The 21,066-nt window shown below is 73.6% G+C and carries 23 protein-coding genes and 3 tRNA genes; 6 read left to right on the top strand and 20 right to left on the bottom strand.

Features of this window, described 5'->3' with window-relative positions:
• Positions 1 to 170 precede the first annotated feature (170 nt).
• The 5 genes from BLR33_RS28530 to BLR33_RS28510 form a co-directional block, all read right to left on the bottom strand.
• Positions 171 to 1,364, bottom strand: a complete 1,194-nt coding sequence (locus BLR33_RS28530; protein WP_093787523.1) for an ATP synthase F0 subunit B — start codon at positions 1,362 to 1,364, stop codon at positions 171 to 173.
• Positions 1,365 to 1,374: 10 nt separating this feature from the next.
• Positions 1,375 to 1,854, bottom strand: a complete 480-nt coding sequence (coaD, locus tag BLR33_RS28525) for a pantetheine-phosphate adenylyltransferase (protein WP_176930575.1) — start codon at positions 1,852 to 1,854, stop codon at positions 1,375 to 1,377.
• A 50-nt stretch (positions 1,855 to 1,904) separates the two neighbouring features.
• Complete coding sequence (gene rsmD / locus BLR33_RS28520; RefSeq protein ID WP_093787521.1) at positions 1,905 to 2,498, bottom strand: 16S rRNA (guanine(966)-N(2))-methyltransferase RsmD; 594 nt, start codon at positions 2,496 to 2,498, stop codon at positions 1,905 to 1,907.
• Between the two features lie 92 nt (positions 2,499 to 2,590).
• Positions 2,591 to 4,870: an ATP-dependent DNA helicase RecG gene (gene recG, locus BLR33_RS28515; RefSeq protein ID WP_093787520.1), complete on the bottom strand. Its 2,280-nt coding sequence runs from the start codon at positions 4,868 to 4,870 to the stop codon at positions 2,591 to 2,593.
• A gap of 119 nt (positions 4,871 to 4,989) precedes the next feature.
• A complete protein-coding gene (locus BLR33_RS28510) occupies positions 4,990 to 6,717 on the bottom strand; it encodes a DAK2 domain-containing protein (protein WP_093787519.1) in 1,728 nt (575 codons plus the stop codon).
• Between the two features lie 307 nt (positions 6,718 to 7,024).
• Between BLR33_RS28510 and rpmB the strand changes: the two genes are divergently transcribed.
• Complete coding sequence (rpmB, locus tag BLR33_RS28505) at positions 7,025 to 7,210, top strand: 50S ribosomal protein L28 (RefSeq protein ID WP_033173090.1); 186 nt, start codon at positions 7,025 to 7,027, stop codon at positions 7,208 to 7,210.
• 176 nt (positions 7,211 to 7,386) lie between these two features.
• Here the strand turns inward: rpmB and thiD are convergent, their stop codons facing one another.
• Complete coding sequence (gene thiD, locus BLR33_RS28500) at positions 7,387 to 8,226, bottom strand: bifunctional hydroxymethylpyrimidine kinase/phosphomethylpyrimidine kinase (protein ID WP_407639733.1); 840 nt, start codon at positions 8,224 to 8,226, stop codon at positions 7,387 to 7,389.
• A complete protein-coding gene (locus BLR33_RS28495) occupies positions 8,223 to 9,188 on the bottom strand; it encodes a thiamine-phosphate kinase (RefSeq protein ID WP_093787518.1) in 966 nt (321 codons plus the stop codon). The genes thiD and BLR33_RS28495 overlap by 4 nt, the downstream gene beginning before the upstream one ends.
• A 170-nt stretch (positions 9,189 to 9,358) precedes the next feature.
• Here BLR33_RS28495 and BLR33_RS28490 point away from each other — a divergent pair, with 170 nt between their 5' ends.
• Together BLR33_RS28490 and BLR33_RS28485 are read left to right on the top strand one after the other, a co-directional pair.
• A complete protein-coding gene (locus tag BLR33_RS28490) occupies positions 9,359 to 9,592 on the top strand; it encodes an Lrp/AsnC ligand binding domain-containing protein (RefSeq protein ID WP_093787517.1) in 234 nt (77 codons plus the stop codon).
• 45 nt (positions 9,593 to 9,637) lie between these two features.
• Positions 9,638 to 10,123, top strand: a complete 486-nt coding sequence (locus BLR33_RS28485) for a DUF3515 domain-containing protein (RefSeq protein WP_245771729.1) — start codon at positions 9,638 to 9,640, stop codon at positions 10,121 to 10,123.
• A 119-nt stretch (positions 10,124 to 10,242) separates the two neighbouring features.
• Here BLR33_RS28485 and BLR33_RS28480 read toward each other — a convergent pair whose 3' ends face one another.
• Genes BLR33_RS28480 through BLR33_RS28470 form a run of 3 tightly spaced genes read right to left on the bottom strand, consistent with a single transcriptional unit; the run spans position 10,243 to position 13,143 of the window.
• Positions 10,243 to 11,418, bottom strand: coding sequence for a D-alanine--D-alanine ligase family protein (locus BLR33_RS28480; RefSeq protein ID WP_093787516.1), 1,176 nt, complete (start codon positions 11,416 to 11,418; stop codon positions 10,243 to 10,245).
• A 10-nt stretch (positions 11,419 to 11,428) separates the two neighbouring features.
• Entirely contained in the window at positions 11,429 to 12,430 is a 1,002-nt protein-coding gene (locus BLR33_RS28475) for an NAD(P)H-dependent glycerol-3-phosphate dehydrogenase (protein WP_093787515.1), read from the bottom strand.
• On the bottom strand, positions 12,427 to 13,143 hold the full coding sequence (locus BLR33_RS28470) for a lysophospholipid acyltransferase family protein (protein WP_093787514.1): 717 nt from the start codon (positions 13,141 to 13,143) through the stop codon (positions 12,427 to 12,429). The genes BLR33_RS28475 and BLR33_RS28470 overlap by 4 nt, the downstream gene beginning before the upstream one ends.
• 231 nt (positions 13,144 to 13,374) lie before the next feature.
• On the opposite strand from BLR33_RS28470, the gene cofC reads away from it, so the two are divergent.
• Positions 13,375 to 14,025, top strand: a complete 651-nt coding sequence (gene cofC / locus BLR33_RS28465) for a 2-phospho-L-lactate guanylyltransferase (RefSeq protein ID WP_093787513.1) — start codon at positions 13,375 to 13,377, stop codon at positions 14,023 to 14,025.
• 334 nt (positions 14,026 to 14,359) lie between these two features.
• Positions 14,360 to 14,575 (top strand): hypothetical protein, encoded by a 216-nt coding sequence (locus BLR33_RS28455; protein WP_093787511.1) that lies wholly within the window; start codon positions 14,360 to 14,362, stop codon positions 14,573 to 14,575.
• Between the two features lie 79 nt (positions 14,576 to 14,654).
• Here the strand turns inward: BLR33_RS28455 and BLR33_RS28450 are convergent, their stop codons facing one another.
• The 4 genes from BLR33_RS28450 to leuC form a co-directional block, all read right to left on the bottom strand.
• The gene (locus tag BLR33_RS28450) at positions 14,655 to 15,242 is read right to left on the bottom strand and encodes an HU family DNA-binding protein (RefSeq protein WP_093787510.1); all 588 of its coding nucleotides are present in this window, start codon (positions 15,240 to 15,242) and stop codon (positions 14,655 to 14,657) included.
• Between the two features lie 133 nt (positions 15,243 to 15,375).
• A complete protein-coding gene (locus tag BLR33_RS28445) occupies positions 15,376 to 15,600 on the bottom strand; it encodes an SCO5555 family protein (RefSeq protein WP_093787509.1) in 225 nt (74 codons plus the stop codon).
• Between the two features lie 317 nt (positions 15,601 to 15,917).
• A complete protein-coding gene (gene leuD, locus BLR33_RS28440; protein ID WP_093787508.1) occupies positions 15,918 to 16,511 on the bottom strand; it encodes a 3-isopropylmalate dehydratase small subunit in 594 nt (197 codons plus the stop codon).
• A 5-nt stretch (positions 16,512 to 16,516) separates the two neighbouring features.
• The gene (leuC, locus tag BLR33_RS28435) at positions 16,517 to 17,941 is read right to left on the bottom strand and encodes a 3-isopropylmalate dehydratase large subunit (RefSeq protein WP_093787507.1); all 1,425 of its coding nucleotides are present in this window, start codon (positions 17,939 to 17,941) and stop codon (positions 16,517 to 16,519) included.
• A 150-nt stretch (positions 17,942 to 18,091) separates the two neighbouring features.
• On the opposite strand from leuC, the gene ndgR reads away from it, so the two are divergent.
• The gene (gene ndgR / locus BLR33_RS28430) at positions 18,092 to 18,808 is read left to right on the top strand and encodes an IclR family transcriptional regulator NdgR (protein WP_031518929.1); all 717 of its coding nucleotides are present in this window, start codon (positions 18,092 to 18,094) and stop codon (positions 18,806 to 18,808) included.
• 210 nt (positions 18,809 to 19,018) lie between these two features.
• Here ndgR and BLR33_RS28425 read toward each other — a convergent pair.
• From BLR33_RS28425 to BLR33_RS28400, 6 genes are all read right to left on the bottom strand, one after another.
• Positions 19,019 to 19,091: transfer RNA gene (locus BLR33_RS28425), tRNA-Glu, on the bottom strand.
• 4 nt (positions 19,092 to 19,095) lie between these two features.
• Positions 19,096 to 19,168: transfer RNA gene (locus tag BLR33_RS28420), tRNA-Glu, on the bottom strand.
• A gap of 21 nt (positions 19,169 to 19,189) precedes the next feature.
• Positions 19,190 to 19,261 (bottom strand) — tRNA-Gln (locus BLR33_RS28415).
• Positions 19,262 to 19,405: 144 nt separating this feature from the next.
• Positions 19,406 to 19,984: a GTP-binding protein gene (locus BLR33_RS28410; RefSeq protein WP_093787506.1), complete on the bottom strand. Its 579-nt coding sequence runs from the start codon at positions 19,982 to 19,984 to the stop codon at positions 19,406 to 19,408.
• The gene (locus tag BLR33_RS28405; protein WP_093787505.1) at positions 19,965 to 20,552 is read right to left on the bottom strand and encodes a DUF742 domain-containing protein; all 588 of its coding nucleotides are present in this window, start codon (positions 20,550 to 20,552) and stop codon (positions 19,965 to 19,967) included. Before BLR33_RS28405 ends, BLR33_RS28410 begins: the two co-directional genes overlap by 20 nt.
• A 74-nt stretch (positions 20,553 to 20,626) precedes the next feature.
• The gene (locus tag BLR33_RS28400) at positions 20,627 to 21,040 is read right to left on the bottom strand and encodes a roadblock/LC7 domain-containing protein (RefSeq protein ID WP_093787504.1); all 414 of its coding nucleotides are present in this window, start codon (positions 21,038 to 21,040) and stop codon (positions 20,627 to 20,629) included.
• Positions 21,041 to 21,066: the final 26 nt, after the last annotated feature.

Here is a 21,066-nt window from a genome sequence, read left to right as displayed (position 1 = left end):
GGGCAGGCCGAAGCGCCGGTACGGGACACGGCTGGAGCTGACAGGATACTGGACGGGCCGCCCCTGCCCAAACGAAGCGGTGCGGACCCGCCCGCGCGGCGGCCCCGCGGACGCCCCCGGGCACGTGGGACCGCCCCGGTGGGGCCCGGCGGCGGCCCGGCCCGGCAGTCCTAGAGTCCCTGCTCCAGCTCGCGCAGCCGGTTGATGTCGATCATCCCGGTGTCGAAGAAGCTCGTCTCGTCCAGGGCGGCGGGCTGCCCGCCGTACTGCTGCTGGTACGGGATCTGCGGCGGCTGCGGCGGGTAGGGCAGGGGGTTGCCGTGCTCGTCGAACTGGCCGTAGCCCTGCTGCTGCCCGTAGCCGTAGTCGCCGTCCTGGCCCTGACCCGGAACCTGGCCCGGCTGCCCCGGGTCCTGCGGGTAGCCCTGCCCGCCGTACGGGTCGTAGCCGGCCTGGGCCGCGTACTCCGGCTGCTGCGGGTAGCCCTCGGTGTCGTAGCCGCCGCCCTGGCCGTAGCCCTGCTCCTGCGGGACCTGCTGGGCGTAGCCGTAGGCGGGCTCGGCGGCCGGCTGCTGGGGGTCGGCCGGGGTGTAGCCGTACTGCCCGAGGTCGGCGCGGGCCTCGGCGGGGGCGGCCAGGCCCGCCAGGTACTCGGCGTCGGACTGCCGGTGGACGTCGGCCGAGGGGTCGGCGGCGTCGGCGGCGGCGATCTGGGCGGCCAGGTCGTCGATCGGGTTGTGGCCGGTGAGCTTGAGCCGGCCGCGGCCGACGGCCTCCAGGGTCTTGGTGAGCACCGCCTCGAAGGCGCGCATCTTGGCGTCCACGTACTCGTCGGCGCGGCGGCGCAGCGTCTCGGGGTCGGAGCTGCGCTCGGGGGCCTCGGGGTCCTCCTCGTCGTAGCCCTGGCCGTCGCCGTAGGGGTCGCGGCCGAGCAGCTTCTCGCGGCCGCGGTCCACCGAGCCGATGGTCTTGGTGAGGACCACCTCGAAGTTGGCGAGCTTGCTGTCGACGTAGTCGTCGGCCTCGGCCTTGATCTCGTCGGCCTCGCGGCGGGCCTCGGCGACGATCCGCTCCGCCTCGTCCTTGGACTGGCGGGCGATCTGGGTCTCGGAGACCAGCGAGCCGCGCTCGGCGTGCGCGGACTCGATGATCCGCTGGGCCTCGGTGCGCGCCTCGGCGACCATCTGCTCGCGGTCGCCGAGGAGTTCCTCCGCCTGGGAGAGGGAGGCGGGCAGTGCGGCGGAGACCTCCTCCAGCATGGCCAGCAGCTCGGCCCTGTTCACCACGCAGGAGGCCGACATCGGCATGGACCGCGCGGAGCTGACGGTCGCCGCGATCTCATCGAGCTTCTTCTGGACGTCCACAGCCCGAAGCCTACTGCTGCCGGAGCTTGGCGTTGAGCGCGTCGAGAACCTGCGGCGGCACCAAGTGCGAGATGTCACCGCCCCATTGGGCGACTTCCTTGACCAGGCTGGAGGACAGGAAGCTGTAGGCGGGGTTGGTGGGCACGAACAGCGTCTCCACGCCCGAGAGGCCGATGTTCATCTGGGCCATCTGCAGCTCGTAGTCGAAGTCGCTGACCGCGCGCAGGCCCTTGACGATGGCCGGGATCTCGCGCTGCTTGCAGAAGTCGACCAGCAGGCCGTGGAAGGACTCCACCTGCACGTTGTCCAGATCGGCGGTGACCTGCTCGATCAGGTCGATGCGCTCCTCGATGGAGAACAGGCCCTGCTTGGACTTGTTGACCATCACGGCGACGTACACGGTGTCGTACAGCCGGGAGGCGCGGGCGATGATGTCGAGGTGTCCGTTGGTGACGGGGTCGAAGGACCCGGGACAGACGGCGCGGCGCAAGTTCGGCTCCTCGCGGTGCGGGCGGGCGGGGTCGGGACGGGTACCGCGGTTCATGGCGCGGCGGTGGCTTCCGCCGGCCGGACGGCGGCGCGACCGTACCAAAGCGTCGCCTCGCCGTAGCGCCGGGACCTGATGGCCGTGAAGCCGTCCGGCCAGCGGAAGTCGCCGCCGCGGGTCCTGCGCTCCACGGTGGCCAGCGCGCCGTCCGCGAACCAGTGGTTGACGGCGAGTGTGAGCAGGATCTCCCGCAGTTCCGCGTCCGGGACGTCGTAGGGCGGGTCGAGGAAGACCAGGTCGTACGGGCCGCCCTGCGGCTCGCCCGCGGCCGTCCGCTCGGCCCGGCCGGTGTGCACCTCGGCGCCCGGCAGCCCGAGCGCGGCGGCGTTCTCGCGGACGGTCCGGGCGGCCCGCGGGTCGGCCTCGACGAGCAGCACGTGGGCGGCGCCGCGGGACAGCGCCTCCAGCCCGACGGCTCCCGAGCCGGCGTACAGGTCGGCGACGCGGGCGCCGTGCAGGGTGCCGCGCAGCGACTCCAGGGTGGAGAAGAGGCCCTCCTTGGCGCGGTCGGAGGTGGGGCGGGTGCCGTTGCCCGGTGGGACGGCGAGCCGCCGCCCGCCGGCGGCCCCGGCGATCACGCGCGTCATGGCTTCCTCACCCGCCCGACCCTACCCGCCGGTCCCGCGGGCGGCGGCCCGCACCCCGCCCCCGCCGCCGGCCGGGCATTCAGCAGGCGCGGTCACCCCTTGTCGAGGTACTCCTCACGGCTGGCGTCCAGCAGGCTGTCCAGGGCGGTGCGCAGGTCGGGGTGGGCGGCCAGCTCGGGGTCGGCGGCGACCACGGCGGTGGCCTCCTCGCGGGCGGCCGCGATGACCTCCTCGTCGTCGATGACGGTCAGCACCCGCAGCGAGGAGCGGCTGCCGGACTGGGCCTGTCCGAGGACGTCGCCCTCCCGGCGCTGCTCCAGGTCGATCCGGGACAGCTCGAAGCCGTCCAGGGTGCGGGCCACGGCGTCCAGCCGGGTCCTGGCCTGGCTCCCCTCGGGGGCGTCGGTGACCAGCAGGCACAGGCCGGGGGCGCTGCCGCGGCCCACCCGGCCGCGCAGCTGGTGCAGCTGGGAGACGCCGAAGCGGTCGGCGTCCATGATCACCATGACGGTGGCGTTGGGCACGTTGACGCCGACCTCGATGACGGTGGTGGCGACCAGGACGTCCACCTCGGCGGCGCCGAAGCCGCGCATCACGGCGTCCTTGGCGTCGGGCGCCATCCTGCCGTGCAGCGGCTCCACCCGCAGGTCCTTCAGCGGCCCCGCGGCCAGCCGCTCGGCGACGTCGAGGACGGCCAGCGGCGGGCGCCGCTCGTCGTCCGGGGGCGCGGCCTCCTCGTCGGCCTGCGCGCCCCTGGCGGCGGACGTGGCGGACTTCGCGCCAGCCTTGGCAGCGGCCTTCTTCCCCGCCTTCCCCGGCGGCTCCTCCTCGTCGCCGATCCGCGGGCACACCACATATGCCTGGTGGCCGGCGGCGACCTCCTCGCGGACCCGCTCCCAGGCCCGGGCCAGGAAGTGCGGCTTGTCCGCGGCGGGCACCACGTGGGTGGCGATCGGCGAGCGCCCGGCGGGCAACTGGTCCAGGACGGAGGTCTCCAGGTCGCCGAAGACGGTCATGGCGACCGTGCGCGGGATCGGGGTGGCCGTCATCACCAGCAGGTGGGGCGGGCGGTCGGCCTTGGCGCGCAGGGCGTCGCGCTGCTCGACGCCGAAGCGGTGCTGCTCGTCCACCACGACCAGGCCGAGGTCGTGGAAGCGCACCTTGTCCTCGATCAGGGCGTGGGTGCCGATGACGATGCCGGCCTCGCCGGTGACCAGGTCGAGCAGCGCCTGGCGGCGGGCGGCCGCGCCCATCGAGCCGGTCAGCAGCACCACCTTGGTGCCCTTCTCGGAGCCGCCGAGCAGGCCGGTCTCGGCGAGGTCGCCCATCATCTCGGTGATCGAGCGGTGGTGCTGCTGGGCGAGCACCTCGGTGGGGGCGAGCATCGCGGCCTGCCCGCCGGTGTCCACCACGCCGAGCATCGCCCGCAGCGCGACAAGCGTCTTGCCGGAGCCGACCTCGCCCTGCAGCAGCCGGTGCATGGGGTGGTCGGTGGCGAGGTCGGCGAAGATCTCGGCCGAGACGGCCTGCTGGCCCTCGGTGAGCGTGAAGGGCAGCCGGGCGTCGAAAGCGGCGAGCAGCCCGTCGTCACCGGGGACCCGCGGCACCGCGGGGAGCGCGGACTCGTCCGCCCGCCGCCGGGCCAGGGCGACCTGGAGCACGAACGCCTCGTCCCACTTCAGCCGGTGCCTGGCCTGCTCGATGTCCAGCTTGGTGCGCGGCCGGTGGATCTTCTCCAGCGCCTCGGGCAGCGCCACCAGGCCGCGCCCCTCGCGCAGTTCGGCCGGCAGCGGCTCCCCGACGCCCGCCCAGCCGGTGGCGGCGAGCGAGTCGACGGCGGTGTCCACGGCCTGGGCGATCCGCCAGGAGGTGATCTGCTTGCAGGCCGGGTAGAGCGGGATCAGCCGGTTGGCGAAGGCGAGGGCGGCTTCCTTTCCGTCCTCGTCGTCCAGCAACTGGTAGTCGGGGTGGGCGAGTTGGCGGGTGCGGTTGAAGACGGACACCTTGCCGGAGAACATCCCGCGGCGGCCGGGGATCAGCCGGTGGGCGTGCGCGTGGGCGGCCTTGCTGAAGAAGACGAGGGTCAGCGACCCGCTGCCGTCGGTCACCACGACTTCGAGGCGCACCCCCGAGCCCCCGCCGTACGTCCGCTTGTCGGCCTTGGCGATCTGCGCCACCACCGTCACGTACTCGTCCACCGGCAGGTCGGCCAGGCGGGTCAGCTCACCGCGCTCGGCGTAGCGGCGCGGGTAGTGGTGCAGCAGGTCCCCGGTGGTGGACAGCCCGAGGTGCTCGCCCAGCACCTTCGCCGTGCGGTCGCCGACCAGGCGCTTGAGCGGCTCGTCCAAAGGGTTCGCAGTCATCGCCCCCATCTTCCCCCAGGGGCCCGACAGCCGGGGCGGACGGACGCGCCGCTCCCCCGCAGTGCGTCCGGCTGCTCCCCTGCCGGCTTCCTGCCGCTTCTGCTGGTGCCCCCGCCGCCGCTCCCCCGCTACTCCACGCCGATCAGCAGCGGCACCCCCGGCTCGCCGCCGGTGTACGTCACGGTGTCGACCGCCAGGTGCCGGGCGTGGACGTGGGACTCCAGGTGGGCGGCGAGCCCGTCGGGCGCGGTCGGGCCGAGGACGAGGGTGACCAGCTCGCCGCCCGCGGCGAGCATGCGGTCCAGCATGTCGGCCGCGGTCTGCGGCACGCTGCTGCCGATGACGGCCACGTCGCCGTCGATCAGCCCGAGCACGTCGCCGGCCTGGCAGACGCCGGCCATGGTCCACGACTCGTGCGCGGCGACGGCGAGTTCGCCGTAGCGGGTGGCGCCGGCGGCCGCCGTCATGGCGACCACGTCCTCGTCGAAGCGGCGGCTCGGCTCGTGCACGGCGAGGGCGGCCAGCCCTTGGACGGCGGACCGGGTGGGGATCAGGGCGACCCGGACGCCGTCGGCGCGGGCCTGCTCGGCGGCGGCGCCGGCCACGTGCCGCAGCTCGCTGTCGTTGGGCAGCAGCACGACCTCGTGGGCGTGCGCGCGCCGGATGGCGGCGGCGATCTCGCCGCTGGCGGGCTGCTCACCGGGGCGCAGGGCCACCACGGTGGCGCCGGCCTGCCCGCACAGCTCGGCCAGCCCGTCGCCGCGGATGACGGCGACGACCGCGCGCACCGCCCGCTCGCCGCGGGGGGTGCGGGCCTGCCCGGCGGAGGTGCCGAAGTGGGTGACCCGGATGCGGTAGGGGCGCCCGGCGTCGATCGCGGCCTCGACGGCGGCGCCCACGTCGTCGATGTGCACATGGACGTTCCACAGCCCGTCGCCGCCGACGACGACCAGGGAGTCGCCGAGCGCGTCCAGCCGCTCACGCAGGGCGCGCACGGCCGCGTCCTGCGCCTCCAGCAGGAAGATCAGCTCGAAGGCGGGGCCGTCCTCGCCCGCGCCCTCCGCGCAGGCCGCGACCGCCGCGGGGTCCCGGGTGCTCTCGGCCACCGTGACCTGCGGCTGCGGCGGGGACGGGGAAGGGACGTGGCGGACGGAGGCGCCGCCGGGCAGCGGGCCGTCCGCCGGGGCCTGCCCGGTGACGGTCCGGCTCAGCGCGCCGAAGAGCGCGACCAGACCGAGCCCGCCGGCGTCCACCACGCCCGCCTGCCGCAGGGCGCCGAGCTGGTCGGGGGTGCCGGCCAGCGCCGCGAGCGCCCCGGCGTGCGCGGCTCGCACCACCTCGGCGAGGTCGCCCTCGGCCTCGCCCGCCGCCCGCGCGGCCGCGGTGGCGACGGTGAGCATCGTGCCCTCCACCGGGCGCGCCACCGCGCCGTACGCGGAGGCGGCGGCGGCCGCCAGTGCCTGCCGTACGACGTCCGCGGCGCCGCTCGCGTCCCCGTCGCCGCCGGTGCCGCCGCTGCCGTCCCGCGTGGCCAGCGACTCGTGCAGGCCGCGCAGCAGTTGGGCGAGGATCGTGCCGGAGTTGCCGCGGGCGCCGATCAGGGCGCCGTGCGACAGGGCGCGGACCGCCTCGGCGAAGGAGGGGGCCGGGCCGCCCTCGGCGGTGGCGTGGGCGTCGAAGACCGCCTCGACGGCCTGGGCGGCGGACTCCAGGGTGAGGTAGAGGTTGGTGCCGGTGTCGCCGTCCGCGACCGGGTAGACGTTGATCGCGTCGATCTCCTCGCGGGCCCGGCCGAGGGCACGCAGGGAGATCCGGCACCATGAACGCACCGCGGCGGCGTCGAGCGTGGGCGGCAACGGGTCCTCCTTGCGGGCGCGGGGGCTGCTGGTGAGCGTAACGCCGGGGCCGCGTGGGCCGGTTCCTGCGCGGGCCAGCGCGGTCGCGGGGCAGCGCGGTCGCGGGGCGGCCGGGAAGCGGCTCGGCGGCGGGAGGTCGCGGGAGAACGGCGGGGGTGCGGCCGGGGCGCGGGCGGCGGCGGGCGGGAGGGGTGCCCGGAGCGTGGTAATTTCGTCTCACGGGAGCGGCCGTTGTATGCTGCTCCGGTTGTCCGGGGCTCTCTCGGGCCATCCACCGTAAATGCATCTGAAGTCTTTGGAGTGACCCGTGGCTGCCAACTGCGACGTCTGCGGCAAGGGGCCGGGCTTCGGCAACAGCATCTCCCACTCGCACCGCCGTACCCCGCGTCGTTGGAACCCCAACATCCAGCGCGTGCGTGCGGTCGTGGGGAAGACGCCGAAGCGCCTCAATGTCTGCACCTCGTGCATCAAGGCCGGCAAGGTCTCGCGCTGAGCGAGTGGCCGTGCCTCCGCCCCGCGCGGAGGTGAGCCGCACGTGCGCACGGCCCCGGTCGTAGCGACGTCGTCACAGCGCAGCCCTCGCGGCTGTCGAGTCGGGTAAGCCGATCCACCTCGCGGTGGGTCGGCTTTTCCGTATGCCGCCCGGGCGCTCCCGCCGCCGGCAGCAGGTCAGCGGGTGCGCCAGCCGTGGTCCACGGGGCCGATGCCCGCGCCGAGCGGGAAGCCCGCCTCGATGGCGCCGCGTACGTACTCCTTGGCGAGGCCGACCGCCTCGGGCACCGCGCGGCCGAGCGCCAGGTGCGCGGCGACCGCGCTGGCCAGGGTGCAGCCGGTGCCATGGGTGTGCGGGTTGGCGTAGCGCGGTGAGCGGTACCAGTGCTCGGTGCGGCCGTCGCTGAGCAGGTCGGCGCACTCCGCGTACCGTTCGGCGCCGGGCAGGTGGCCGCCCTTGACGAGCACCCAGCGCGGGCCGAGGGCGAGCACCGCCCGGGCCGCCTCGCTCATCGCGGCCTCGTCGGTGACCACGACCCCGGTGAGCTGCGTCACCTCGTCCAGGTTCGGGGTGGCGACGGTGGCCAGCGGCAGCAGCCGGGTGCGCACCACGTCCACCGCCTGCTCGTGCAGCAGCGTGTCGCCGTGCTTGGACAGGCCCACCGGGTCCACGACCACCGGCACCGGGGGGTCCAGGTCGGCGAGCAGGCCGGCGACGGTGCCGGCGAGCGCCGCCGAGGAGAGCATGCCGGTCTTGACCGCCTGCACCCCGATGTCGTCGGCGACCGCGCGGAACTGCGCGCGCACCGCGTCCGGCGGCAGCTCCCAGGAGCCCTGGACGCCCAGCGAGTTCTGGGCGGTGACGGCGGTGACCACGCTCATGCCGTGCACGCCGAGGGCGAGCATCGTCTTCAGGTCGGCCTGGATGCCGGCGCCGCCGCCGGAGTCGGAGCCGGCGACGGTGAGCACCCGCGGGGGCGCCGGCTCCGACTCCAGGGGCCCGTCGGTGGCGCTCACGCGCCCGGCCCGAAGTGGTCCCAGCCGCCGGCCTTCTCCCAGGGCGCGCCGTCCACGGTGACGCGCGGGGTGCGACCCGCCGGCCGGGCGGCCTCGCCGATGATCCGCCAGCGGGCGGGGAGCTTGACGTCGCGGGGGAAGACGGCGGCGATGGCGTGGTCCTCGCCGCCGGTGAGCACCCAGTGCAGCGGGTCGACGCCGACCGCCTGGCCGATGTCGGTCATCTGCGCGGGCACGTCCACGGCGGCCGAGCGCAGGTCGATGTCGACCCCGCTGGCGGCGGCGATGTGGCCGAGGTCGGCGACGAGCCCGTCGCTGATGTCGGTCATGGCGGTGGCGCCGAGGTCGGCGGCCGCGGGGCCGGCGTGGTACGGGGGTTCGGGGCGGCGGTGGGCCTCGACGAAGGCGCGCGGGGAGCGGAAGCCGCGGGACAGCACGGCGAGTCCGGCCGCGGACCAGCCGAGCCAGCCGGTGACGGCGACGAGGTTGCCGGGGCGGGCGCCCGCGCGGGTGACGGGGGGCCGGTTGCGCAGGTCGCCCAGGGCGGTGATCGACACGGTGATGGTCTCCCCGCGCACCACGTCGCCGCCGACCACGGCGGCCCCGGCCACCTGGCACTCGTCGCGGATGCCGTCCATCAGCTCCACCGGCCAGGTGGCGGGCAGTTCGGCGGGGACGACGAGGGCGAGCAGCACCGCGGTGGGCTCCGCGCCCATGGCGGCGATGTCGGCGAGGTTCTGCGCGGCCGCCTTGCGGCCGACGTCGTAGGCAGTGGACCAGTCGCGGCGGAAGTGCCGCCCCTCCAGCAGCACGTCGGTGGTGGCGACGACCCGGCGGTCGGGCGCGGCCACCACGGCGGCGTCGTCACCGGGGCCGAGCTGCACGGCGGGGGTCGAGGTGAGGCGGGAGGTCAGTTCCCTGATGAGCCCGAACTCCCCCAGCTCGCCCACAGTCCCCTTCATAGCGTCGTCCCCTCGGTTCTGCGCCCGGTCCGGCGACCGGACCGTGTCCGCTGCGTGTATCCCGTCATTGCGGGGGGCAGGTACCGCGCGGGTCTCCCCGCTCTGCGCGGCAACGCGATAACGTGGCGTCCCCCCTTCCACATGATCCTCGAAGCCGCCCTGGAGGTTCCGTGGTACAGGCGTACATCCTGATCCAGACCGAGGTCGGAAAGGCCTCGGCGGTAGCGGAGGTGGTCTCCAAGCTCGACGGGGTCATCCAGGCCGAGGACGTCACCGGGCCGTACGACGTGATCGTGCGCGCCCAGGCCGACACGGTCGACGAGCTCGGCCGGATGGTCGTGGCGAAGGTCCAGCAGGCGGACGGGATCACCCGTACGCTCACCTGCCCGGTGGTGCATATCTAGCCCCCACTGAACCCCGCCGCCGGGGTTCTTCCGTATGCTCGCCCGGTGACGTTCCATCGCCGGGCCCTGCTGGTCGCCGCGTCCGCCGCCGCGTGCGTGTCCGCGGCGGCGGTGTTCGCGGTCTCGGCCTCCGGTAGCGACGACGTGCGGGTTGCCGTGCCGGTTCCGGACGCCCGGGTGGCCGCCTACTGCACGGCGCTGCACGCGCGGCTGCCCAGGACGGTCGACGGACTGCCCCGCCATGGTCTCAAGCCGGACTCCCCGCTGACCGCCGGATGGGGTGATCCTACGATCGTGCTGCGCTGCGGTGTGCCGCGGCCCGCGGTGGACGACGACGTGAACACCCCGGCCGCCGAGGTGGACGGGGTCACCTGGTCCTGGGAGCAGGGCCCGGACGGCAGCGCCCGGCTGACCACCACCCTGCGCAAGGCGTACGTGGAGCTGACGCTGCCGGCCAAGTACGCCCACGACGCGACGCCGCTGGCCGAACTGGCCGCGGCGGTCAAGACGACGATCCCCGCCGGGATCTGACCCGCGGCGGGGACGCGGGCCGGGACCCGGCCGGCAGTCATCGGCAACGGGCGGACGGCTCGCGGCACTTGGCGGGCAGGGCGCCTGATGGGCCCCGACCCCGACCGGCCCGGCCCGTCTCAGCGCAGCCCGGTGGAGCGGCGCAGCGCCGCCTGGAGCAGCAGGTCGATCAGCTCGGTGTAGCCGACGCCGCTCTCCTGCCACATCCGCGGGTACATCGAGATCGGGGTGAAGCCCGGCATGGTGTTGATCTCGTTGATGACGAACTCCCCACTGTCCAGCAGGAAGAAGTCGGCGCGCACCAGGCCCTCGCAGGAGGCGGCCTCGAAGGCGTCCACGGCGAGCCGCTGCACCTGCTCGGTCTGCTCGGCGGTGAGCGGGGCCGGCACGATGCCCTCGGCGGAGTCGATGTACTTCGCCTCGAAGTCGTAGAAGTCGTGCGCGGTGGCCGGCGGGATCTCGGCGGGCACCGAGGCGCGCGGCCCGTCGGCGAACTCCAGGACGCCGCACTCGATCTCGCGGCCGGTGAGCAGCGCCTCGACCAGCACCTTGGGGTCGTGCGCGCGGGCCGCCCCGATCGCCTCGTCCAGGTCCTCGGGCCCCTCGACCCTGCTGATGCCGATGGAGGAGCCGGCCCGGGCGGGCTTGACGAACAGCGGCCAGCCGTGGACGGCGGCGAAGTCGGTCACCTTGCGGCGGGCGGCGGCCGCGTCGCGCTCCCACTCGCGCGGGCGGATCACCGTGTACGGGCCGACCTTGAGCCCGAAGGAGGTGAAGATCCGCTTCATGTACTCCTTGTCCATGCCGACGGCCGAGGCGAGCACGCCCGCGCCGACGTAGGGGACGCCGGAGAGTTCGAGCAGGCCCTGCAGGGTGCCGTCCTCGCCGTAGGGCCCGTGCAGCAGGGGAAGGACGACGTCCACCTCGCCGAGCGCCTTGGGCACCGCGCCGGCCTCGGTGTAGACGACCTCGCGGCTGGCCGGGTCGACCGGCAGCAGCACCGCGCCGTCCTGGTCGGCGACCTGCTCGACGGTGGGCATGCGGCGGTCGGTGATCGCCATCCGCTCCGGCTCGTCGGCGGTCAGCGCCCAGCGCCCCTCGGCGGTGATGCCGATCGGCAGGACATCGTACTTCTCGCGGTCGATGGCGCGCAGCACGCTCGCGGCGGTCACCACGGACACGCCGTGCTCGGAGCTGCGGCCGCCGAAGACGACGGCGACCCGGGGCTTGCGGCCGAAGGCGCCGGCGGGCGCGGGCCGGTGGTCCGGGCTCTGGGGAGAGGGCAGGGAGTTCATCGCGTCGACCTTACCGTTCGGGTTTCGCGGAGCGTGACATCAACTCCTTGACGGCCACGGCGGGTGCCTTCCCGTTGTGCACGATGTCGACCACCGTCTCGGTGATCGGCATGTCGACGCCGTGCCTGCGGGCGAGGTCGGCGACGGACTCGCACGACTTGACACCCTCCGCGGTCTGGCTGGTGGCCGCGACGGCCTCGGCCAGGCTCATGCCGCGGCCGAGGTTGTGGCCGAAGGTGTTGTTGCGGGACAGCGGTGAGGAGCAGGTGGCGACGAGGTCGCCCATGCCGGCCAGGCCGGCGAAGGTGTGCGGGTCGGCGCCCATCGCGACGCCGAGCCGGGTGGTCTCGGCCAGGCCGCGGGTGATCAGCGACGCCTTGGTGTTGTCGCCCATGCCCATGCCGTCGGCGATGCCGACGGCGAGCGCGATGACGTTCTTGACCGCGCCGCCCAGTTCGCACCCGGTCACGTCGGTGTTGGTGTACGGGCGGAACCAGTTGGTGTGGCAGGCGATCTGGATCCGGCGGGCGACCTCCTCGTCGCGGCAGGCGACGACGGCCGTCGCGGGCTGCCGGGCGGCGATCTCGGCGGCGAGGTTGGGCCCGGTGAGGACGGCGACATGGCCGGGGTCGGTCTTGGCGACCTCCTCGATCACCTCGCTCATCCGCTTGGCGGTGCCGAGTTCGACGCCCTTCATCAGGCTCACCAGCACCGCGTCGGAGCGCATCAGCGGCGCCCACTCGGCGAGGTTGGCCCGCAGCGACTGCGAGGGGACGGCGAGGAAGACGAACTCGGCGCCGGCGGCGGCCGCCGCGGGGTCGCTGGTGGCGGTGACGCCGGGCGGCAGCGTGACGTCCGGGCGGTACTCGGGGTTGGTGCGGGTGGTGTTGATGGCGGCGACCAGCTCCGGCCGGCGGCCCCACAGGGCCACCTCGCAGCCGGCGTCGGCCAGCACCATCGCGAACGCGGTGCCCCAGGAACCGGTGCCGTAGACGGCGCAGCGAGCCGTCACGCTGCCCCCTTCGCCGTGCGGGGGTCGTAGAGGCCGTCGGGCGCGGGCTCGCCGCGCAGTTCGGAGAGGAGTTGCTTCACGTCGCCCATGATGGCCTCGGTCACCTGCCGCAGCACCTCGGCGGTCGGGTCCTTGCCGTACCAGGGGCTCAGATCCACCGGCTCGCCGACCAGCACCCGGTGGGTTTTGCGGGGCAGCAGGCTCGGTTTCTTCGCGTACGGCGGCAGGAACTCGTTCGCGCCCCACTGGGCGACAGGGATGACGGGGGCCTTGGTGAGCAGGGCGACGCGGGCGATGCCGGTCTTGCCGACCATCGGCCACAGGTCGGGGTCACGGGTGAGGGTGCCCTCGGGGTAGAACGCCACGCACTCGCCGCGCTGTACGGCCTCCACGGCCGCGCGGTAGGCGGCCGCGGCGTCGGCCGAGGCGCGGATCACCGGGATCTGTCCGGTGCCGCGCATGACGGCGCCGACGAAGAACGGTTTGAACAGCGACGCCTTGGCGAGGAAGCGGGGCAGCCGGCCGGTGTTGTACTGGAAATGCGCGTACAGCAGCGGGTCGAGGTAGGAGTTGTGATTCACGGCGGTGAGGAATCCGCCCTCGGCCGGAATGTTCTCCATTCCGCGCCAGTCGCGCTTGAAGAGCACGATGAGGGGGGGCTTGGCGATCGCGGCCGCCAAGCGGTACCAGAAACCGATTCTGCGGCGGGACACCGGGACTCCTCTTCGTCGCTGGAAGACCGCTCAAGCATCGCGGCTACCGAGAGGTTAACGCCAGCGTCCCGGGCGCCGGGGGGCACCTCTGCCACCGGTCTGCCACAGGTCTGCCACGGCTGTGCGCCCGGAACCGCCGTGCATCCCGCGGCCGCGGCCGCCGCGTGTCCGGCCGGGGCACGGGCCGCAACGGGGCGGCGGTCGGCGGTGGCGGCGCGCCGGCACCGCACAATGGAGCGCGTGGACGATGCGAGGTGGTCGCTGGTCGTGCCGTTGAAGCCGCTGGCGGTGGCGAAGAGCCGGCTGGCCGCGGCCGGGGAGGTGCGGCCAGCGCTGGCGCTGGCGTTCGCCGTGGACACGGTGGCCGCGGTACTGGCGTGCCCTCAGGTCGCGGACGTGACAGTGGTCACCGACGACCGGGCCGCGGCGGCGGAACTGGCGGCGCACGGCGCCCTCGTGGTGCCCGACGCGCCCGCGGCCGGGCTCAATGCGGCGCTGCGGTACGGCGCCGAGGAGGTGCGCAGACGGGAACCGGCCGCCGCGGTCGCGGCGCTGAACGGCGATCTGCCGGCCCTGCGGCCCGCGGAGCTGGCCGAGGTGCTCCGGGCGGCTGCGGGGACCGGCGAGCGGGCGTTCCTGGCCGACGCGGAGGGTGTGGGGACAACGTTGCTCACCGCGGTGCCGTACCTGCCGCTCTCCCCCGCGTTCGGCGGCTCCTCGCGCGCCCGCCACCTCGCCTCGGGCGCGGCCGAGATCACGCTGCCGGAAGCGCCTTCCGTACGGCGGGACGTGGACACCCTCGCGGACCTGCGCGAGGCGCTCGCCCTGGGCGTGGGCCCGCGCACGGCGGCGGTCGCGGCCGGCCTGCTCATCCCCGACTGACCGAACGACCCGGCCGACCCGGCAGAGCCGGCCTGGCTGGCTGGCTGGCTGGCTGGCTGAGCCGACGTACCCGGCCGACCCGGCAGAGCCGACCGAGCCCGCTGACCCTACCGACCCGACAGGGCCGATGGAGCCGACGTACCCGGCCGAGCCCACGGACCCCGCAGACCGACAGAGCCGGCTGACCCGGTGGAGCCGATGGAGCCGACATACCCGGCTGACCCCACGGATCCCGCTGACCCGGCTGAGCCGACGTACCGCACGGACCCCGCTGACCCCGGCCACCGGTCCGGTCGGCCCGATGGGCCGGTCCGCCGGCCGATACGCTGGCGCCATGCAGGCCACCGCATTCACCTTCGACGCCTCGACCCGGGCCGGCAGTGTGCTGCTGGACGACGGCACCCCGCTGGAGTTCGACGCGCCCGCCTTCGACGCCGGCGGCCTGCGCCTGCTGCGGCCCGGCCAGCGGGTGCGCATCCGCACCGAGGGCTCGGGCGACGGCCGTCGGGTGGTCTTCGTGACGCTGGCGACCTACCCGGACGCCGGCTGACCGCCACCGCACGGTGGGGGAAGACGGCGCGGGCCGGACTCCCCGGATCGGGGGCCGGCCCGTCGCGGTGGGTGGGCGATTACCTCGCGGCCGCGCGCTTGGTGGCCGTCTTGCGGGCCGAGGCGCGCTTGGCCGGGGCCTTCTTGGCGGTGGCCTTCTTGGCCGGTGCCTTCTTCGCGGTCGTCTTCTTGGCCGCGGTCTTCTTCGTGGTGGCCTTCTTGGCGGTGGTCTTCTTGGCCGCCGCCGTCTTCGCCGTGACCGCCTTCTTCGCCGTGCTCGCCTTCTTGGCCGCGGCCTTCTTCGTGGTGGTGCGCGCGGTGGTGGAGGCACCGCCGCTCAGGCTGCCCTTGGGCGCCTTCTTCACCGACACCTCGCCGCCGCGCGGAAGCTTCTTCGCCCCGCTGACCAGGTCCTTGAAGCCCTGCCCGGCCCGGAACCGCGGCACGGAGGTCTTCTTGACCCGGACCCGCTCCCCGGTCTGGGGGTTGCGGGCGTAACGGGCGGGCCGCTCGACCTTCTCGAACGAGCCGAATCCGGTGACCGACACCCGGTCTCCGCCGACGACCGCGCGGACGACCGCGTCGAGAACCGCGTCAACCGCGTCCGCGGCGGCCTGCCGGCCGCCGACCTTGTCGGCAATCGCTTCTACGAGCTGCGCCTTGTTCACGTCTTCCCCTTCGGAAACTTGCCCGGCGAATGAGTACGGGCTGATTTCGCACGCTAGGCGGATATATACCGCAAATCAAATACGAAACGGGCGAATCACCCTTGTGCCGCAACGAACTCGGTACTCCGTGTGATCACCGATCGGGGATTCCGAGATCGTCCAACTCAGCCGTTAACACGTCCAGGCGCCGTGCCGCGTCGGCGAGATCGTGCTTCGCCGCCGCCGTCACCGCGAGGAGCCGCCGGGTCAACTCCCGCCGTGTCCCGTCCGGGACTTCGGGATTGGCAACGCGCGCGTGCGCCTGCTTCAGACGCGCGGCAAGGAGCCCGTAGAGCTCCAGTTGGCCGTCGCGTCCCATGCGTCGATTGTGCCATCTGCGGGCAGTTGCGGAGCGCGACAGGGCCAACCGGGTGTTACGGACTGCTTTCGCCGTACCCATGGCGGCGGCGTGTCCGGGTCGTCCGCACCTGCCGAGCAGCGTCCGAAGCGCCGCCGAAGTACGGCCGCGGAACGGCCGGACGGCAAGCCGGGGAACCCCGCCGCACACGGCGGAGCGCCTCCCACCAGGCGGGTGGGAGGCGCTCCGGATATGGTGCGGATGACGGTTTTGCGAGCCGGAGTCGAAAACGGCTTCGCACCGGCGCCACGCCGGCTCGAACCGGCTTCAGACCGGCGTCAGACCTTCGCGGTGCTCGGCTTCCAGGACGGCCGGCGGGCCTCGAAAGCGGCGATGTCCGCCTCGTTGGCGAGCGTCAGGCTGATGTCGTCGAGCCCTTCCAGCAGCCGCCAGCGGAGGTTGTCGTCCAGTTCGAAGGGCGCGGTGATGCCCTCGGCCCGCACCTCGCGGGCGACCAGGTCCACCGTGATCTCCGCGGCCGGGTCGGCCTCGGTGAGCGCCCACAGCCGCTCGACCGTCTCCTGCGGCAGCACCACCGTCAGCAGGCCGTTCTTCAGCGAGTTGCCGCGGAAGATGTCGGCGAACCGGGAGGAGACGACCGCTTTGAAGCCGTAGTTCTGCAGCGCCCAGACCGCGTGCTCGCGCGAGGAGCCGGTGCCGAAGTCGGGGCCGGCCACCAGCACGGTGGCGCCCTGGCGCTCGGGGGCGTTGAGCACGAAGGACGGGTCCTTGCGCCACGCCTCGAACAGGCCGTCCTCGAACCCGTTGCGGGTGACCTTCTTCAGCCAGTGCGCGGGGATGATCTGGTCGGTGTCCACGTTGGTGCGGCGCAGCGGCACCGCCCGGCCGGTGTGGGTGGTGAAGGCTTCCATGGCGCTCAGACCTCCGTCAGGGCAGGGGCGTCGGACAGGTCGGCCGGCGAGGCGAGGCGGCCGACCACCGCGGTGGCGGCGGCGACCTGCGGGGAGACCAGGTGGGTGCGGCCGCCCTTGCCCTGCCGTCCTTCGAAGTTGCGGTTCGAGGTGGACGCCGAGCGCTCGCCGGGGGCGAGTTGGTCGGGGTTCATGCCCAGGCACATCGAGCAGCCCGCGTGCCGCCACTCGGCGCCCGCGGCGGTGAACACCTTGTCCAGGCCCTCCTCGACGGCCTGCAGCGCCACCCGGACCGAGCCGGGTACGACCAGCATCCGGACGCCGTCGGCCACTTTGCGCCCCTGGACGACGGAGGCGGCGGCCCGCAGGTCCTCGATCCGGCCGTTGGTGCACGAGCCGACGAAGACGGTGTCCACGGCGACCTCGCGCAGCGGCTGCCCCGCGGTCAGGCCCATGTACTCCAGCGCCTTCTCGGCGGCCAGCCGGTCACCGGCGTCGGCGAAGGAGGCCGGGTCCGGCACGGAGGCGCTCAGCGGCGCGCCCTGGCCGGGGTTGGTGCCCCAGGTGACGAACGGGGCGAGCGTGGCGGCGTCGATGACCACCTCGCGGTCGAAGACGGCGTCCTCGTCGGTCTTGAGCGTCTTCCAGTACGCGACCGCCGCGTCCCAGTCCTCACCCTCGGGCGCGTGCGCGCGGCCCCGCAGGTAGTCGAACGTGGTCTGGTCGGGGGCGATCATGCCGGCCCGGGCGCCGGCCTCGATCGACATGTTGCAGATGGTCATGCGGGCTTCCATCGACAGCTTCTCGATCGCCGAGCCGCGGTACTCGATGACGTAGCCCTGGCCGCCGCCGGTGCCGATCCGGGCGATGACGGCGAGGATCAGGTCCTTGGCGGTGACGCCCTCGGGCAGTTCGCCCTCGACGGTGATCGCCATCGTCTTGAACGGTGCCATCGGCAGCGTCTGGGTGGCCAGCACGTGCTCGACCTGCGAGGTGCCGATGCCGAACGCCAGGGCGCCGAAGGCGCCGTGGGTGGAGGTGTGCGAGTCGCCGCAGACCACGGTGGTGCCCGGCTGGGTCAGGCCCAGCTGCGGGCCGACCACGTGCACCACGCCCTGCTCGACGTCGCCGAGCGGGTGCAGCCGCACGCCGAACTCCGCGCAGTTCTTGCGCAGCGTCTCCAGCTGGGTGCGCGAGACCGGGTCGGCGATCGGCTTGTCGATGTCGAGAGTCGGGGTGTTGTGGTCCTCGGTGGCGATGGTCAGGTCGGTGCGGCGCACCCGCCGCCCGTTCATCCGCAGCCCGTCGAACGCCTGCGGGCTGGTCACCTCGTGGATGAGGTGGAGATCGATGAAGAGCAGATCGGGCTCGCCCTCGGCGCGGCGGACGACATGGTCGTCCCAGACTTTTTCCGCGAGTGTCCTACCCATCGCTGTCCCTCCGGCCGCGCAGCGTCGCGGGCCTGTTCGGTGGTGCTCGGTGTGGTTCGTGTGTCGCGCGTGTCGCTGTGCCCTCCAGCCTGCCGTCTCGCGGGCACATATGAACTTGCGTTTCACACTCTGAGACGTGAATATCGTTGCATGGACAACTCTAGCGGCGTCGGCGTTCTCGACAAGGCGGCTCTGGTGCTCAGCGCTCTGGAGTCGGGTCCGGCCACCCTCGCGGGGCTGGTGGGGGCCACGGGGCTGGCCCGCCCCACCGCGCACCGCCTCGCGGTCGCGCTCGAACACCATCGCATGGTGGCCCGGGACATGCAGGGCCGCTTCATCCTGGGCCCGCGGCTGTCGGAGCTGGCCGCGGCGGCCGGCGAGGACCGGCTGCTGGCCACCGCGGGGCCGGTGCTCACGCACCTGCGCGACGTGACCGGCGAGAGCGCGCAGCTCTACCGGCGGCAGGGCGACATGCGCATCTGCGTGGCCGCGGCCGAGCGGCTGTCCGGACTGCGGGACACCGTGCCGGTGGGCTCCACGCTGCCGATGAAGGCCGGCTCGGCGGCCCAGGTGCTGATGGCCTGGGAGGAGCCGGAGCGGCTGCACCGCGGCCTGCAGGGGGCCCGCTTCACCGCGACCGCGCTGTCCGGGGTGCGCAGGCGCGGCTGGGCGCAGTCCATCGGCGAGCGCGAGCCGGGTGTGGCGTCGGTCTCGGCGCCGGTGCGCGGGCCCTCGAACCGGGTGGTGGCGGCCGTCTCGGTCTCCGGCCCGATCGAGCGGCTGACCCGGCACCCGGGCCGGATGCACGCCCAGGCCGTGGTGGACGCCGCCGCACGGCTCTCCGAGGCGCTGCGCCGCAGCGGCTGACCCGGCCCTGACCCGCATCCGACCCGGCCCGGCCGCATCGGGTGCGGGGCGCCCCGCGGCGGGCCGTACGGGGCCGCCCACGGGGGTGCGGCAGAAGTGCCGCAGGGGTGCCGCAGCAGCGCCCCGGACGCCTCGCGGCGGCGCCCCGCGCGTGCCGCGGAAACGACTCGAGCCCGCCGCTGCATGCGACGGGCTCGGAGACTTTGTGCGTACCCCCGACCGGATTCGAACCGGCGCTACTGCCTTGAGAGGGCAGCGTGCTAGGCCGCTACACAACGGGGGCGCAGTACCCCCGACCGGATTCGAACCGGCGCTACTGCCTTGAGAGGGCAGCGTGCTAGGCCGCTACACAACGGGGGCTCGCACTTGACTGAAGTGCTGCTGGGGTACCAGGACTCGAACCTAGAATGGCTGAACCAGAATCAGCTGTGTTGCCAATTACACCATACCCCACCAGAACGCAACCTCTTGGTGAGGTCTTGTTCGGCTTGCGCCGTTCTCCCGGGCCTTTCGGCCCGCTCGGCGGCGCAGGAAGAACATTACCCGATCCGCGACCGCGCTCCAAAACGGGTTCTCCGGTGGCCGGTCGGGCCGCCCTCAGCGCATGCGGGCCATCAGCGCGTGCTCGACGAGCGTGATCAGCGCGCTCTTCGCCTGGTCCCGGTGCCGGGCGTCGGTGGTGATGATCGGTGCCTCGGGGCCGATCTGGAGGGCCTCGCGGACCTCCTCCGGGCCGTAGGGCTGGTTGCCGTCGAAGCCGTTGAGCGCGATCACGAACGGCAGCCCGCTGTTCTCGAAGTAGTCGACCGCGGGAAAGCAGTCGGAAAGGCGCCTGGTGTCCACCAGGACGATGGCGCCGATGGCGCCGCGCACCAGGTCGTCCCACATGAACCAGAACCGGTCCTGGCCGGGCGTGCCGAACAGGTACAGGATCAGGTCCTCGTCCAGCGTGATGCGGCCGAAGTCCATCGCCACGGTCGTGGTCGTCTTGTCCGGCGCGTGCGTGAGGTCGTCGATGCCGGCCGAGGCGGAGGTCATCACGGCTTCGGTGCGCAGCGGGTTGATCTCCGAGACCGCACCGACGAACGTGGTCTTGCCCACGCCGAAGCCGCCGGCCACCACGATCTTCGCGGAGGTGGTGGCGCGGGCCGGTCCGCTAGAGCTTCCGAAGTCCACTGAGCACCCTTTCAAGCAGTGTCACGTCAGGCTGGCCGCCGGCCGACTCGTCGCCGCCGGGCTGGTGGATGGCCACCAGGCCGGCCTCGGCGAGGTCGGCCACGAGGATGCGCACCACGCCCAGCGGGATGGTGAGCAGGGCGGAGATCTCCGCCACCGACTTGACCTCGCGGCACAGCTGGCAGATCCGCTGGTGCTCGGGCAGTTGCCCGCGCAGCCGGTCCGGCTCTGCGGTCGTGCTGACCAGCGCTTCGATGGCCAGCTGGTAGCGCGGCCGGGTCCGGCCGCCGGTCATGGTGTAGGGGCGGACCAGGCCCGAGGGCGTGCGTGAGCGGCCGCCGGTGCCCGCGCCCCGCCCGCCGTCCGCCGCCCGGCCGCGCGGCGCCTGCGGCGGCGGGGCCTGCGGGGGCGCGTACGGCTGGATCCTCGGCTGACGGTAGGGCGACCCGGGCTGCTGCGGGCCGGGGCCCTGCGGGGCCTGCTCGGGCCCGCCGGGCCGGGAAGCCGAGGGGGGGTACGGCGTGGCGGGTCGACTGCCGTAGGGGTCTCCACCGGGGGGAGTGCTCACGGGTCCTCCTCTGGTTCGGCGGGGCCTCGTCCGAGCGCCTGGCGGGTGCCCGGACGAGGCCGTACGCCGATGTGTCAGTTGAGCAGGCTGCCCTGCAGTTCGGCCCTCAGGTCCGGGGTGAGCACGCTGCCGGCCCGGTCGACGAGCAGGGCCATCTCGTAACCGACCAGACCGATGTCGCACTCCGGATGCGCCAGCACCGCCAACGACGAACCATCCGACACCGACATGATGAACAGGAACCCACGCTCCATCTCCACCACCGTCTGGTTCACACTCCCCCCCTCGAAAATCCGAGAGGCACCCGCCGTCAACGACGTCAACCCCGAAGCCACCGCCGCCAACTGATCGGCACGATCACGAGGAAAACCATCCGACATCGCAAGCAACAGGCCGTCGGCGGAGACCACCACCGTGTGGGACACCCCCGGGGTGTTGTCCACGAAGTTGGTGATCAACCAGTTCAGATTCTGTGCCGCCTGGCTCATCGCACTCAACTAGCGCTCCTGGTTGT

The organism is Actinacidiphila guanduensis (assembly GCF_900103985.1).
GTDB lineage: Bacteria > Actinomycetota > Actinomycetes > Streptomycetales > Streptomycetaceae > Actinacidiphila > Actinacidiphila guanduensis.
The sequence above is the reverse complement of the archived record's forward strand: the minus strand, read 5'-3'. Positions and strand labels throughout refer to the sequence as shown.

What these genes read in the sequence shown, in the direction of transcription:
- rsmD (WP_093787521.1), bottom strand. Translation starts at nt 2,498, where the DNA reads ATGACGCGCGTGATCGCCGGGGCCGCCGGCGGGCGGCGGCTCGCCGTC.
- recG (WP_093787520.1), bottom strand. Translation starts at nt 4,870, where the DNA reads ATGGGGGCGATGACTGCGAACCCTTTGGACGAGCCGCTCAAGCGCCTG.
- BLR33_RS28495 (WP_093787518.1), bottom strand. Translation starts at nt 9,188, where the DNA reads ATGAAGGGGACTGTGGGCGAGCTGGGGGAGTTCGGGCTCATCAGGGAA.
- BLR33_RS28480 (WP_093787516.1), bottom strand. Translation starts at nt 11,418, where the DNA reads ATGAACTCCCTGCCCTCTCCCCAGAGCCCGGACCACCGGCCCGCGCCC.
- cofC (WP_093787513.1), top strand. Translation starts at nt 13,375, where the DNA reads ATGGAGCGCGTGGACGATGCGAGGTGGTCGCTGGTCGTGCCGTTGAAG.
- BLR33_RS28455 (WP_093787511.1), top strand. Translation starts at nt 14,360, where the DNA reads ATGCAGGCCACCGCATTCACCTTCGACGCCTCGACCCGGGCCGGCAGT.
- BLR33_RS28445 (WP_093787509.1), bottom strand. Translation starts at nt 15,600, where the DNA reads ATGGGACGCGACGGCCAACTGGAGCTCTACGGGCTCCTTGCCGCGCGT.
- leuD (WP_093787508.1), bottom strand. Translation starts at nt 16,511, where the DNA reads ATGGAAGCCTTCACCACCCACACCGGCCGGGCGGTGCCGCTGCGCCGC.
- leuC (WP_093787507.1), bottom strand. Translation starts at nt 17,941, where the DNA reads ATGGGTAGGACACTCGCGGAAAAAGTCTGGGACGACCATGTCGTCCGC.
- ndgR (WP_031518929.1), top strand. Translation starts at nt 18,092, where the DNA reads ATGGACAACTCTAGCGGCGTCGGCGTTCTCGACAAGGCGGCTCTGGTG.
- BLR33_RS28400 (WP_093787504.1), bottom strand. Translation starts at nt 21,040, where the DNA reads ATGAGCCAGGCGGCACAGAATCTGAACTGGTTGATCACCAACTTCGTG.